The organism is Cohnella panacarvi Gsoil 349 (assembly GCF_000515335.1).
GTDB classification, from domain to species: Bacteria; Bacillota; Bacilli; order Paenibacillales; family Paenibacillaceae; genus Cohnella; species Cohnella panacarvi.
Map to the genome: position 1 here is coordinate 503,881 of NZ_KI911563.1, position 14,588 is coordinate 518,468.

Here is a 14,588-nt window from a genome sequence, read left to right on the forward strand (position 1 = left end):
CCTCCCTGCTTGCGAACATGCGCCATGCCTGACATTCAGGCTCCGATACCGTACTCGGCGGGCTCTTGGCGCATGACGACTTCGGACCGGCTATTTTTCCATAATCCGTACATGATCGCCAGTATGGCGATCGAGGTCGCGCCGAGAATCGCGTATAATACCGCTCCGGACGGCAAGCCCGTGAGATGGCGGATGATGTAATACGCTCCGAACAGCACGAATTCGTTAATGATGGTCAGCCAGATCGAACGGAACCAAACGTAGATTAAGCCGAATATGACGGCGCCTGCCGTTCCGTAGAGCATCAGTGCCGGGTCCCCGGAGAAGAAAAGGATGCCGTAGAATACGCCGGTGACGAGCATCGCCGGAACTAACGGCAGCGCCCTGCGCAGCTCGTTGAAGATCAGCCCCCGGAACAAAATTTCTTTGTAGAAGGAATTGATGACGAAGAAACTGAAAAACACCCAAGCGTTGTGCCCCAGGAAGAAGCCGACGATGTTCTCGAATCCCGGCGCCGCTTCTTTCACTTCCGGAATGCTGAACAGGCTCATGACCCACAGCGCCATGCAAACCGCTAGCATCAGGTTAAGCGCATGCGCTTTGCGACTGGCGGGGCGGAATTCCGAGATCGCGATCAAATCTTTCTTGTAGAACCATTTCAGCACGAAGTAATAGAGCGGCATGGCGAGTATGGCGTTCGTATACAAGCCGATAATGCCGTCGTCTCCGAGCTCCGGATATCGAGGCAGCACCGCTTGCTCCCAAATGATGACTAACACTTGCAGCAGTCCATAGTAAATGCCGACGTAGACGGCCAGGTTCCCCAACATGACTCCGTATTTTCGGACCGGCGCGGCGCCTTTCCAGATATAGATCAGCGTTCCCGCGATGAGCAACAGACCGGCCGCGGCAATCGCGAGCAACAAAAAGTCGGGAACGTCGGAGAGCCTGTCGTACAGGCCGACCTTGTCGATGATCAGGATGAGGCAATTGACGACGGCACCGATGCCGATCGTGGACCACAGCGACTTCATGCGCAAATAGACGAGACAGTACATGATGCTAAGGAAGAACGCGGTAATTTGAATCCAGAAACTCGGTTGAAAATATCCGTACACGAGCGATGATATGGGGACCGACAGCCAAGCCTTCATGCTGCCGCTGAACGCGTTGAACACGATGCCCCTGAACAGCAATTCCTCGAAGATGACGCCGAGCAAACCGACGCCGATGATCACGTAGACGAAAGATTCCGCGGTACCGAACGTGTTCACATAGTCCTCGAAATCGTTCGTGCCGCCTCTCACCCCGCTCAGGTTGGCTACGCCGACGAAAAGCATGGCGGCTCCCGCGCCCATAATCGCGATTTGCCCCCATTGCGGGCGGGTCAAACCGGAGAATCCGGCCGTACGGAGAATTCCGGGAATTCTTCCTTTGGAGAGAACGGTGATCAGCTTCGATACAAGCAGGAACAGCAAGAACGCGATGCCGAACACGATGCTGAGGAAGATCGGGATATTCCGGTCCAGGAAAGCTTTGTATTCCGGATTCGGATCTACGAGCAATGAGGCGTGCAACATCGTCACGAGCCAGAACGCGAATAGATAAACGGCCGAATACAACACCGCTCCGGCGACGGATAACAGCTTGGACTTCATTCCGCAACAGCTCCTTTGCTCATTAGCGAGTCTTTGTCAATCGTCAACCTGTCCGAGACTCCGGTTTCTCCGACCAACCGGTCCAGCCTGTACGACCGTTCTTCCTGATCCGTGCCTTTCGTCGCGAAAACGCTGCACAGCATTTCCAATCCTTGGCGAAGCTCGTCGTCCGTCGGTTGGCGCCCCGACTCCTTCATCTGCCGCACGAGCTTCTCTACCTTTCGGTACGGCTCGATCACCCCGGCGCGGTAGGCCGTCTCGTCGGTACAGCGATTTCGGGTGGCGACCGCGATCGCCAGGCAGCGCGGCAGGAAGGCCGAGTAATCGGAACGTTGCCCGAGGCGCCGGTCGTTGTCCCCGGTTACGAACCGGACGGCCGAATCCAGTCCGTCGTCCAAGCTTCGAACGCCGACGGCGGATTCGAACGACTCCCACATCCGGGACAGCACGCGGCCCGGTCCTGCCTCGATCAAGTGCGTCATGCCGAGAGAAACCATCGTCTCCATGCAGGCAAGCCAGCGGACGGGCTCGGTCAATTGCGATACGAGAAGCCGGATCCGATTCGCGGGATCTTCGTCATGCGGAACACCCGTTACGTTCGAAATGACCGGCCACTCGGACTCTCGGAAGACGCATGCTTCCAGATGTCCGCGAAACCGAGACGCCGCAGCCTCCATGCAAGGACTGTGGAACGCTCCGCTAACGTTTAATGGCGTTAAACGAACGGATTGACCGGAAAGCAGATCTTCCAGTCTTCGAAGCGCTTCGCGGTCTCCCGAAACGACACGTTGATTCCGCGAGTTGATCCCCGCGAGCACGACCTCGGAATGTTCCACTGACGCTTGGCGAAGCAGCGTCTCCAGCCGCTCGTCCGGAAGTCCGCTAATCGCGGCCATGCCTCCCGGACGTTCCCGCGCGGCTTCCTGCATGAGCTCCCCTCTGCTCCTTACGAGTTTGACGGCGTCCGCCAACGCGATCGTCCCGCTGCTGGCGAGCGCCGTAAATTCGCCCAAGCTGTGGCCGGCGCCGGCGGAAGGGCTCAATCCCCCTTCCTCGGACCAAGCCCGGAAAGCCGCCACGCCGCAAGTCAGAATCGCGGGTTGGGCGTTCCGGGTGTCCGTGAGCTCTGACGACGGACCTTCCGCGCATAGCTTCAGCACGTCCCATCCGAGCGCGTCCGACGCTTCTTCGAACATCAGACGCGCAACGGCGTAACGGTCGGTCAGGGACTTGCCCATTCCGGGGTACTGCGAGCCTTGTCCGGGGAATAGCCATCCTATCTTTGCCATGCGATTATTCCTCCTTCTGAAGGGACGCGGCTTCCTCGCGAACGGCGGCGACCGTCTCCGAAGACCGCCATTCGCCCGCCATGCGGGACGCCCACGCCGGGAACGCCTGCAACAGCTCCTTCGCCTTTTCCTTGCGGATTTTACCCGCGTTATACTCCAGCTGGAGCATCCCTGCTCCTTCCGCTTCGCGCAGCGCAGCCGTCAAGTCGGAATCGTCCTTCCACGACTGCGGGAGCGGTTCCGACACCCCGTTCCGGTACATCGGCACGACGCCGTCATCCGCGGATTCGGCATTCCGATCGCGCAGGCCTTCGGACGAACCGTGTCCGGTATCCGTCTTCCAGTCGTTAAGCTGCGCCAACAATCCGGGAAATCCGTCCGAGGATGCCAGATCTACCGCCAACGTCCGGACACCTCGGCCGAAACCGACGGTCGGCAAGTCGAACTTCGGTTGACGGAACGCGCGGGCTAGAACGACGATCCATATGGCGAGCCCCGCCAAATCCGTTGCGATACGCGCGCGTTCGGCGATGAAACGGATATGGCGCAGCGTGTCCGGATCCAGCCTCAGCTGCAGGAAATCCCCCGCTCGTCGCTGGCGGTCGGCCGGGAGCCACGCCTCCGGCGCACGAAGCGGAATCAAAGCTTTGCGCTCCCGAGGGATCGTCCGCTGATTCATATATTCGGCCAGTTTGGCGATCGTCGGATAGGCGAACAGATCCGTGACGCTGACGCTTCCGCCGAACAGCTGTTCGATCTCGCGGTGCATCCGAACGAGCAGCAGCGAGTTGCCTCCGAGCTCGAAGAAGTTGTCGTTCGCGCCGACCTTCTCCCGTTGCAACAGCTCCGCCCACAACGCGGCCAGCTTGCGCTCCGTCTCGCTTTCGGGCGCGGCATACGCGGTTCCGGATTCCATCGTCCCTTCCGGCTCAGGCAGCGCCTTGCGGTCGGCCTTCCCGCTTGCCGTCAGCGGCATCGCTTCAAGCTGAGCGAAAGCCGCCGGGATCATGTACTCCGGCAACCGCTCGGCGCAATGCCGTCTGAGCTCTCCGCTCGTCAAGGCGCGGTCCGCCACCACGTAACCGCAAATCCGCTTGCCTCCCGAGCCGTCGTCCCGCACCGCCGCCGCGGCTTCCGATACCGCTTCGTGCAGCAGCAGCGTTCGCTCGATCTCGCCGAGTTCGATCCGATAACCGCGTATTTTCACTTGGTCGTCAATGCGTCCTAGATATTGCACTTGCCCGTCTTCCATCCAACGGGCCAGATCTCCCGTACGATACATGAGCTCGCCGGGGATGAACGGATTCGGTACGAACTTCTCCGCCGTCAGATCCGGCCGGTTCGCGTAGCCCTTGGCCAATTGCACGCCGCCGATGCACAGTTCGCCCGGAACGCCGACGGGTTGAGCCAGTCCTTCGGGGCTTACGACGTACAACGACGTGTTGTCGATAGGCTTGCCGATCGGCACGAAATCCAGCGGGCTGTCCGCCTCGCATTCATGCACCGACACGTCCACCGTCGCTTCCGTCGGGCCATACAAGTTCACGAGCTTGACGTGCGCCAATCCGAGCTCCCTCATCAGCGCGTGGAACCGGTCGACGTGGGCGCGATGCAACGCCTCGCCGCTGGCGAACACGCGCCGCAGCGATCCGAGTTGCTCCCGCAACCACTTCCGCGGCTCGGCTTGCGCCGCTTCGAGGAACGCCGCCAGCATCGACGGGACGAAATGCATCGTCGTCGCCCGATGCCGCCCGATCGCCTCGATCAGCCGCCCGGGGTCTTTCTCCGCTCCCGGGGCGAGGAAAGCGACCGATGCGCCCGCCATCGCCCACCAGAACAGCTCCCACACCGATACGTCGAAGCTGTAAGGCGTCTTCTGCAGGATGACGTCATCCGCTTGCAACGGATACGCCTTCTGCATCCAGTTCAATCGATTGACGACCGAGCGGTGACGGATCATAACGCCCTTAGGTCGGCCCGTAGACCCGGAAGTATACAGAATATAGGCGAGTTGATCCGGCGAGCCCGAAGGCAACGACGATTCCGTCGGCACAAGGCCTGGTTCCATCCATTGCGGGTCGTCCAAATCGATCGTAAAGGCGTCCGGCGCTGCCTCGCGGGCAACGTCCAGCCAGCCGCGCTGCGATAACACGATTCTTAGGCCGCAATCGTCGGCCATAAAGCGGAGCCGATCAGCCGGGAAATCCGGCGGCATCGGCACGTAAGCGCCGCCGGCCTTCAAGATGCCGAGCATACCGGCCATCATGGCGGCGGAACGCTCGGCCATAAGGCCGACCGGCTCTTCCGGCGACAGACCCGATTCGATTAATCGCTTGGCGATCCGATCGGCGCGAGCGTCTAGCTCGCGGTACGCGAGCCGCTCGTCTTCGAACGCGGCGGCAATCCGGTCCGGCGTCAGCGCCGATTGCCGGCGGAACATCTCTTGCAACGTGAGCGTATCGGGGAAAGGCGCTAACGTATCGTTGAACGCCTCTACGACTTTCCGGCGTTCTTCGTCCGCAAGCAGCTCGATCTCGCCCAGCTTCAGGTCCGGATCGCGCGCGACCTCTTCCGCCAGCCGTACGAAATGACCGGCCATGCGCTCCATCGTCGATCGCCGGAACAGCGACGTCCGGTATTCGAACCGGCAGCTCAGCTTGCCGTCAGGCTGTTCCACGATCTCGAGCGTCAAGTCGAACTTGGCCGTCGATCGCCGGAATTCGTATGGCTCGAATCGCGTATCTCCGACCGTCACGGACGGGATGCCCGTGTTTTGAAGCACGAACATGACATCGAACAGAGGATTGCGTCCGATATCGCGCCTTACGCCCAGCTTGTCGACCAGCATCTCGAAAGGATAACGGTCGTTCGTAAGCGCGCCGAGCGCCCGCTCCTTCGTTTGCTCGAGAAGCTCGCGGAACGTCGCCCCGCTTACCGGACGGGATCGCACAATGACCGTGTTCACGAACATCCCGATCAAATCGGCTAGGTCGGCGTGCGGTCTGCCCGCGACCGGACTGCCGACCCAAATGTCCGTTTGCCCGCTGTAACGGTGCAGCAAAGCCGTGAAAGCGGAGAGCAGCGTCGCGTACAGCGTCGTCCCCGTACGGGCGGACAAGTCGGCTAGTTCGCGGGCGGTTCGGGATTCCAAATCGATAATCACTTGGTCGCCCCGGTGATCCATTCGCTCCGGCCGCGCATGGTCGACGGGCAGGTTCAGGGTCGGCGCCTCTCCGGACAATTCCTCCAGCCAGTACCTCTCCTGCTCTTCGCAAGCTTCGGACGTCAGCCATTCCGAGTGCCATGCGGCGTAATCCCGGTATTGCACCGGAAGCTCCCAGACCGGCTTCCCTTCGTAGAGCGCCATGAACTGCCGCGCGAGCACGGCCATGGATACTCCGTCGGCGACCAGATGATGGAGATCCAGAAGCAGCAAGTGGGCGGCCGGTTCCTGCAACCGGAACAGCTTCACCCGCAGCAGTGGCGATTCCTGAAGTCGGAACGGCTTAATAAAAGATTGCACGAGCGCATCCGGGTCCGATAACCCGGCGTCCTCGAAGCCGATACCCTCGAGCGTTTCGAGGGATACGCGCTGGACGGGCTGTCCGTCCGACCATCCGAACGAAGAGCGCAGCGTCTCATGCATGCGCGAGAGCGATCGAACGGCGAATGATAGCCGATCCCGGTCAAGAGGCCCGCGAATGATCAACGCGGACGTCAGATGGTAGGCGGTATCGTTCTCGTCCATCGATTGCAGCACGAACAGCCGGTTTTGCGCCGGGGATAACGGATAGACCTGCCTATCTTCGACTTTAGGAATCGGAGCATACCGCGCTCCCGCGCCGTCCAGGGTGACATCGTCCAACAACGAAGCGAGCTCGCGGACCGTCGGTCTGCGGAACACGTCGCGAAGCGTCAACCCGCGATCGAAATCGCGATGGATCGCGGAGACGAGTTCGGCGGCCTTGAGCGAATGGCCCCCGAGCTCGAAGAAGTTGTCGTTCGCGCCGACCTTCTCCCGTTGCAGCAGCTCCGCCCACATCGCGGCCAGCTTGCGCTCCGCCTCGCTTTCGGGCGCGGCAAAGGCCGTTCCGGTTTCCATCGTCCCTTCCGGTTCAGGCAGCGCCTTGCGGTCGGCTTTCCCGCTTGCCGTCAGCGGCATCGCTTCAAGCTGAGCGAACGCCGCCGGAATCATGTAATCAGGCAACCGCTCGGCGCAATGCCGTCTGAGCTCTCCGCTCGTCAAGGCGCGGTCCGCCACCACGTAACCGCAAATCCGCTTGCCTCCCGAGCCGTCGTCCCGCACCGCCGCCGCGGTTTCCGATACCGCTTCGTGCAGCAGCAGCGTTCGCTCGATCTCGCCGAGTTCGATCCGATAGCCGCGTATTTTCACTTGGTCGTCGACGCGACCGAGATATTGCACTTGCCCGTCTTCCATCCAACGGGCCAGGTCTCCCGTACGGTACATGAGATCGCCGGGGATGAACGGATTCGGTACGAACTTCTCCGCCGTCAGGTCCGGCCGGTTCACGTAGCCCTTGGCTAATTGAACGCCGCCGATGCACAATTCGCCGGGCACCCCGACGGGCTGCGCCAGTCCTTCGGGGCTTACGACGTACAACGACGTGTTGTCGATAGGCTTGCCGATCGGCACGAAATCCAGCGGGCTGTCCGCCTCGCATTCGTGCACCGACACGTCCACCGTCGCTTCCGTCGGGCCGTACAAGTTCACGAGCTTGACGTGCGCCAGTCCGAGCTCCCGCATCAGCGCGTAGAACCGGTCGACGTGGGCGCGCTGAAGCGCTTCGCCGCTGGCGAACACGCGCCGCAGCGATCCGAGCCGCTCCCGCAACCGTTCGCGAGGCTCGGCTTGCGCCGCTTCGAGGAACGCCGCCAGCATCGACGGGACGAAATGCATCGTCGTCGCCCGATGGCGTCCGATCGTCTCGATCAGACGAGACGGGTCTTTCTCCGCGCCCGGTTCAAGGAAAGCGACCGACGCGCCCGCCATCGCCCACCAGAACAGCTCCCACACCGACACGTCGAAGCTGTATGGCGTCTTCTGCAAGATGACGTCGTCAGAGAGTAACGGATACGCCTTCTGCATCCAGTTCAACCGATTGACGACCGAGCGGTGGCGGATCATAACGCCCTTCGGTCGGCCCGTAGACCCGGAAGTATACAGAATATAGGCGAGTTGATCCGCCGAGCCCGAAGGCAACGGCGATTCCGTCGTCACAAGTCCTGGTTCCTTCCATTGCGGATCGTCCAGATCGATCACTAAGGCGACCGGCGCTGCCTGGCGAGCAACGTCCAGCCAGCCACGCTGCGATAACACGATTCTTAGGCCGCAGTCGTCGGCCATATAGCTCAAGCGATCAGCCGGAAAATCCGGCGGCAGCGGCACGTAAGCGCCGCCGGCTTTCAAGATGCCGAGCATACCGGCCATCATGGCGGCGGAACGCTCGGTCATCAGACCTACCGGCTCTTCCGGCGACAACCCCGCCGCAAGCAAGGACCGGGCGATCCGATCGGCGCGGGCGTCCAGCTCGCCGTACGTGAGCCGCTCTTCCCCGAAGACCGCCGCGATCCGATCCGGCGATCGGTCCGTTTGCCTGCGGAACATCTCTTGCAACGTCATCGAATCGGGGAACGCGGACTTCGTGTCGTTGAACGTCTCGACGATCCGCCGCCGCTCCTCGTCCGAACACAGTTCGATCTCGCCGAGCTTCAGATCTAGATCTCGCGCGACCGCCTCCGCAAGCCGTACGAAATGGCTAGCCATTCGTTCTACCGTGTCCCGTCGGAACAACGCGTCGTTATATTCCCAGACGCAAGTCAGCGCGCCCGATGGTTCCGGGAACACGTCAAGCTTCAGGTCGAGCTTCGCCGAACCGGTCTCGGCCTGCAGTTGCTCGAACAAGCAACCTGCGACTTCGAAGCGATTGAACGCCGCAGCCGCCTGATTGTGGTAGACGAGCATCGTATCGAACAACGGATTCCGCGAAGGGTCGTGCCGTTCGCCCGACAATGCGATTAATCTTTCATAGGGCAGCTCGCCATGCTCCAACGCTTCCCACACGCGATCGCGGGTCCGACGCCAATAATCGCGGAACGGCGTATCGCTCCCGCAGCTTAACCGGATGGGAACGTAATTGTTGAACATGCCCACCGTCTCCGAAGTATCGGAGACGCCTCTGCCGGCTAACATCAATCCGACCGACACGTCCGGCTGTCCGGTATATCGATGAACGAGCAATCCGTGCAAGCCGATCAGCAGCGAGGTCATGGTGGCGCCTTCGGATCGGGCTAAACGCTCCCAAGCGCGAACGGACTCCGCGCCGAGTACGCCGCGGACCGTCCCACCGGAGAACGTTTTCGTTCCCGGACGAATCGAGGCATCCGGCCAGTCCAATCCCGGTACCGATTCCCGAAGCGCTTCCCGCCAATATCCCTCGTCCTCCGGCCGCGCGGCGGTTTGTTTCTCCCGCCTCGCGTAATGCCGGTATGACCCGTTTAACGGAGGAAGCGCCTCTCCGTTCAGCAGAGCGGCGAATTCCTTCATCAACACGTTCATGCCGATACCGTCCGCGGCGATATGATGCACGGCGAGCAACAGCAGATGTCGCTGGTTTCCGTCCGTCCATAACCTGATTCTCATCATCGGCGCGACGGCTAGATCAACGGGTTCGATCAATTCCGCGACGCCTAGGTCACGCAGTCGCGTTTCGGGGAACGCATCAACATCGCATCGGGTAACGTCCACTTCGACCGTAACTGCGCCGGGCTTGACCACGGTCTGCACGAGCTCGCCTTGCTCCCATCCGCTCACGGAACGAAGCGTCTCGTGCCGGTCCGCCAGCGTCTGCAGGGCGGCTTGGATCTGCTCCGCCCGCAAAGGACCGCTCACCGAAAAGGCAATCGGGATGTGATACGCCATGCCGATGCCGTCCGACTGCTCGACGAGCGCCATTCGCTTCTGCGCGACGGTCGCCGGGTACCGACTGTCGTCTTCAACCGATTCGTCCCCGAAAGCAGAAGCTTCTAAAGTTATCGATTTCTTATCCACTCGTCGGATGCGAGCAATCAGTTCCCGAGCCGTCGGATAATCGAACACGTCGCGAAGCGACAGCTCGGCGCCCCATTCCCGCCGAATCCCGGCCAGCAGCAACGCGGCTTTAAGCGAGTTGCCTCCCAGTTCCTGAAAATGTTCGTCCGCGCGCGCGCTCCCTACGCCGAGCGCTTCCCGCCAAATCGCAAGCAGCCGGAGCAAGTCCTCCGGATGCTCCTCGGCGACAGGCGACGCCGTCTCCTCCTCCGCGGCCATGCTCGTCCGCAAAGCTTCAAGCTCCCGCAGCGCCTCATCCCATTCGCCGGACGCGAAGCGTTCCGCCAGCTTGTAGCGCTGAATTTTGCCGCTGGTCGTGCGGGGGATGCCGCGAATGGGCACGACGCGGGCGACATCCAGCCCGGTTTCCCTGTTCAACTGGCGACGCACCCGTTCCGCCAGAGGCGCAAACTTGTCGAGACGTCCTCTATGCTGGACGAACAGAACGATATCTTCTTCTCCGCCGCGATCGTCCCGCACCCCGCAAACGGCGGCTTTGCCGTATCCGACCCCGTCTACCGCTTCCGCCCTTTTCTCCATATCGTGGGGGTATACGTTCATTCCGCGCACGAAAATAATGTCCTTGTGCCGGCCCGTGATGACCAGCCTTCCTGCCCGGACGAAACCGACGTCGCCCGTTCGCAGCCAACCGTCGGCCGTATGCGCCTTCTCGCTTGCTTCAGGGTTGTTATAATAACCGCCCGTTACGCTCGCGCCGCGAATGACGATGTGCCCGATCTCGCCTTCCGGCATCTGTTCGTCGGAGTCGCCGACGATTCTCACTTCGCAACCCGCCACCGGATAACCGACGTCGACGAACACGACTGCCCTTTCATCGTCCTCCCCGGCCATCCGAGGCGCTTGCCCGATCCCCAAATTCCCGGCTTCGAGACGCACGGGAATCAACCGTTCGGCCGGCGGCGGGAACGTTACCGCGAGCGTAGCTTCCGCCATTCCGTACACCGGGAACATCGCCGCCGGATCGAGTCCGTACGGAGCGAGCTCCCTGACGAATCGCTCGGCCCATTCCGCCGAGATCGGCTCCGCGCCGTTGAAGATCAGCTTGACGCTTCCGAGATCCCAGCCTTCCGCTTCGTCCTTTTTAAAACAGCTTAAGAAATGCTTGTACCCGAAATTAGGCGAAGCGATCGACGTAATCCGATGTTCGCTCGCTTTGGCCAGCCAGAGCATCGGGTCGAGCATGAATTGCGACGGTTGCATCAAATATTGATCCATGCCCGCGAACATCGGCGCCAGGTGAAAGCCGATCAAGCCCATGTCGTGGGTGAGCGGCATCCAGCTTAAGGAGGAGTCGTTCTCGGTCGTTGCGGAACACGTTACGATCGCTTCCATATTGGACAGCAGGTTCGCATGGGTCAGAACGACGCCCTTCGGCTCGCCGGTCGAACCGGAGGAGAACTGCAGGAACGCGATATCCTCTCCGTTGGCCCGCCAAGGCAACTCCTCGGATTCACTCGTTTCCCCGGATTCAATCGCCGCCTGCAGCCGGTCCCAGCCAAGCGTCCGCTCGGCAGTCGGGCTATCCGACGCTTCCGTTCCGGCATCCGAATCCGCAACGAGCCACGGACGGTTCAACAGCCCCCATACATGGCGCAGCTTGGCTTGATTCTCCTCGCTGCCTCCCGCGGCCAGCGGCACCGGAATGAAGCCTCCGAGCAAGCACGCCCAGAACACGGTCGCGAAAGATTGCGGGTCGTCGAGCCGTACGATGACCTCGTCCCGCGCGCGGATTCCAAGATCCCGAAGGCGCGCAGCCAAAGCCATGCTTCGCGCGCGCAGCTCGGCGTAAGCGAGGCGCGTCTCCGATTTTTTATGGATGAACACGATGCCTTTATCGCTGAGCGACGCGCGTTCCAGAACGTCCGGCAAGTTAGTCAAGCGCTTCATTCCAATCCCCCTCGGGCGAAGGTTTCCGTTCGGTTTGCGTGCTGCAACACGTCTATCAGATGACTATGCAACGTCTCGGCGTCATGCTGCCAGTAGAAATGGCCGCCAGGCAAGCGTGCGATCCGGCAGCCTTCCGACGTATGGCGATGCCAAGCCTCCAGTTCTGCGTCCGTCCATTTCTCCTCCGTACCGGCAATGGCCGTCAGCCGCCATGGCAGCGGCTCGGCTTCTTCGTAGCGGTAGGTCTCGACCAGTCGAAAATCGGCCCGGAGAACGGGGACGAACACGTTCATGAGCGCGGGCATCGAGAAAATTTCCTTGGAAGTAGCGCCCATGGCCACGATCTTCTCCGCAAACTCGTCGGCAGGCAGTTCGTGGATCGGAGCTTCCGCTCTGGGGATATCCGGCGCCGGGCGTCCCGAGAAAATCAAAGCGGATGGCGGCGGCAGCATCCGCTGCCGGATCTTCCGGGCGACTTCGTATAGAATCATGCCGCCCATCGAGTGCCCGAATACCGCGTACGGCGTTCCGTCCATGCGACGAGTCAATTGCTCCAGTACGTCTTCGGACGCGTCTTCCATTCCTTCGTAGAAAGGTTCTTGCGAGCGGACGCCGCGGCCTGCCAATTCAAGCGGCACGCATTCGGCGACCGGCTCGAGCGTTTTTTTCCATTTCATATAAATAGCGGCCGATGCCCCTGCGTAGGGGAGGCAGAACAGCTTCACGCGATTTTCCCCATTTCGAGTTTGATGATCCGATCCGCAAGGTCGAAATAGCGGTCGTCGTGCGTGATGACGATGACGCATTTGCCCCGGGAGCGCAGATCCGGCAGCAACTCCTGGTAGAAGAACGCCCGGTAGTCCGGATCTTGCTCGGCTGCCCATTCGTCGAAGACGCAGATCGGCTTGTCGTCCAAATAGCTGACCAGAAGCGCTAACCGCTTGCGTTGGCCGGAGGACAATCTCGTCGTGCTGAACCGACCGCCCTGAATGCTGACTTTGTCCTGAAGCCCGAGCACGCGCAAATAGTGGAGCGCCTCGCTCTCCTTGTCGGCGAAATCGATTCCGTACAAGCGATCGAACAAGTAAGCGTCGCTGAATACGGTCGACACCAGCTCCCCCAGCTCTCCCGCCTGCATCCGCTCCCCGTTCAAGGACACGCTGCCGCTTCGGGGATCGTACAGCCCGGTGATCAGCTTGGCGAGCGTCGATTTGCCGCTGCCGTTGCCGCCGACGATAAAGACGAGTTCGCCCGAGCGGAATTCGAAATCGATCGGTCCGACGGCGAACGACTTCTCTTCGGCGCGAGCGTATTCGTACGTGGCCTCTTCCAGCCGCAGCGCGATTCCGTCCTCTTGGCGAATCCGGGTCGCATCTCTCTCGGCTGCCCGGAAGCCGGACAATTCTTCGGAAAACCCGCGAATGCGGTTCCAACTGACGCGAGCTTGGAACAACTCCGGCAACGCGTTCAAGATCGCCGTCAGCGGTCCCGCCATGTACAGGAACACGAAGACGAACGACCGCAGCTCCTGCGTGTCCATCGCGCTGAAGAGCAACGGGAACGCGAACACGACGACTCCGATTACCGCGGCGAACAGAAGATCCCCCACGACGATCGCGCCCGCGATTTTGTTCTCCGCGGACATTCGTTTGTCCCGGTAGGCGGCGCAACTGTCCCCCATGTCTTCGCGGAATTCCCGCGCCTTATTCCGGTGCAGGTACAACTCTTTGAAACCGAAGGTCAGATCCTGGATGAATTTGAAGAAGACGTTCTGCAAGTCGCGGGTTTGCTCCCACAGCTTGCTCACGGACCGCGATAGCGCGAAGAACGCAGCGGACGCGGCGAAGACGACGCCGAGCGACAGCAGAAATCCGGGCAAGCTGATGACGGCGAGATAAACGAAACCGGCGATGATCGTCACCGACCAAGTGCCGATGCTGACCATCTTGTTGGCGAAGGAGCTGATCGTTTCCGTATCGTTGTTCAGGCACGTTTCGATTTTCCCGCGTTCCAGCGCTTCCATTTTTTCATAGGGCGATTGAAGGACGATGTCTAGCACGTCCATTCTTTTCTCGTATACGATGCTGTTGGTCATGCGGATCAGACGGGAGCGAAGCAGCTTCTGTCCGAACACGAACAGCAGCATGCACAAGAGGAACAACGGAACCAGCCGCAGCCGGGCCTCTCCGTCCTCGGCGATCGCCGCGTTGACGATGAAGATCAAGCAAGCGTTGCTGAACCCGCTGATGACGCTTAGCGAGAGTAACGTCGCGTAAGGGCGCTCCCTCGGTTTGACGTACGCGTTCGTCACCGCAAGATAGACGCCGAACAGCGCCGCAATCAACGCGACTACTCCAGCCAGAATATACGGCGACGCCGAAGCGTCGCTCCAATAAGCGGAAGCGGAACGGTCGGACTCGACGAGCCCGCCTGCGGCATACATGCAATAGCCGAGCCACCCGTAGAACAGTACGATAGCCGGCAAGTAGCGGACGATTCCCCTGCCCGGTCCCAAGCGCCGTCTCTTTCCTGCCTTTATAGCGATGAACGCCCGAACGTTCGCGACGCAGACCGCCAGCAACGCTAAGGCGGTCACGATTATCCATATCTCCATTGCGCTCATCA

General features: G+C 61.0%; 5 protein-coding genes. All 5 read right to left on the reverse strand.

From position 1 onward, the window contains the following. Positions 1-35: 35 nt before the first annotated feature. From COHPA_RS0102365 to COHPA_RS0102385, 5 genes are read right to left on the reverse strand one after another with little or no spacing between them, the layout of a single operon-like run. On the reverse strand, positions 36-1,658 hold the full coding sequence (locus tag COHPA_RS0102365) for a type II CAAX endopeptidase family protein (RefSeq protein WP_027084590.1): 1,623 nt from the start codon (positions 1,656-1,658) through the stop codon (positions 36-38). Continuing rightward, complete coding sequence (gene fabD, locus COHPA_RS0102370; RefSeq protein ID WP_027084591.1) at positions 1,655-2,947, reverse strand: ACP S-malonyltransferase; 1,293 nt, start codon at positions 2,945-2,947, stop codon at positions 1,655-1,657. The genes COHPA_RS0102365 and fabD overlap by 4 nt, the downstream gene beginning before the upstream one ends. A 4-nt stretch (positions 2,948-2,951) precedes the next feature. Next, positions 2,952-11,963, reverse strand: a complete 9,012-nt coding sequence (locus tag COHPA_RS22840) for a non-ribosomal peptide synthetase (RefSeq protein WP_027084592.1) — start codon at positions 11,961-11,963, stop codon at positions 2,952-2,954. Further along, complete coding sequence (locus COHPA_RS0102380; protein ID WP_084760283.1) at positions 11,960-12,769, reverse strand: thioesterase II family protein; 810 nt, start codon at positions 12,767-12,769, stop codon at positions 11,960-11,962. Before COHPA_RS0102380 ends, COHPA_RS22840 begins: the two co-directional genes overlap by 4 nt. Then, positions 12,685-14,586, reverse strand: a complete 1,902-nt coding sequence (locus COHPA_RS0102385; RefSeq protein WP_169733239.1) for a cyclic peptide export ABC transporter — start codon at positions 14,584-14,586, stop codon at positions 12,685-12,687. The genes COHPA_RS0102380 and COHPA_RS0102385 overlap by 85 nt, the downstream gene beginning before the upstream one ends. Positions 14,587-14,588 lie beyond the last annotated feature (2 nt).

Excerpts from the sequence above, each read along its gene's own strand:
- COHPA_RS0102365 (WP_027084590.1), bottom strand. The coding sequence starts at position 1,658 with ATGAAGTCCAAGCTGTTATCCGTCGCCGGAGCGGTGTTGTATTCGGCC.
- fabD (WP_027084591.1), bottom strand. The coding sequence starts at position 2,947 with ATGGCAAAGATAGGATGGCTATTCCCCGGACAAGGCTCGCAGTACCCC.
- COHPA_RS22840 (WP_027084592.1), bottom strand. The coding sequence starts at position 11,963 with ATGAAGCGCTTGACTAACTTGCCGGACGTTCTGGAACGCGCGTCGCTC.
- COHPA_RS0102380 (WP_084760283.1), bottom strand. The coding sequence starts at position 12,769 with ATGCGTCATCGTCATCACGCACGACGACCGCTATTTCGACCTTGCGGA.
- COHPA_RS0102385 (WP_169733239.1), bottom strand. The coding sequence starts at position 14,586 with ATGAGCGCAATGGAGATATGGATAATCGTGACCGCCTTAGCGTTGCTG.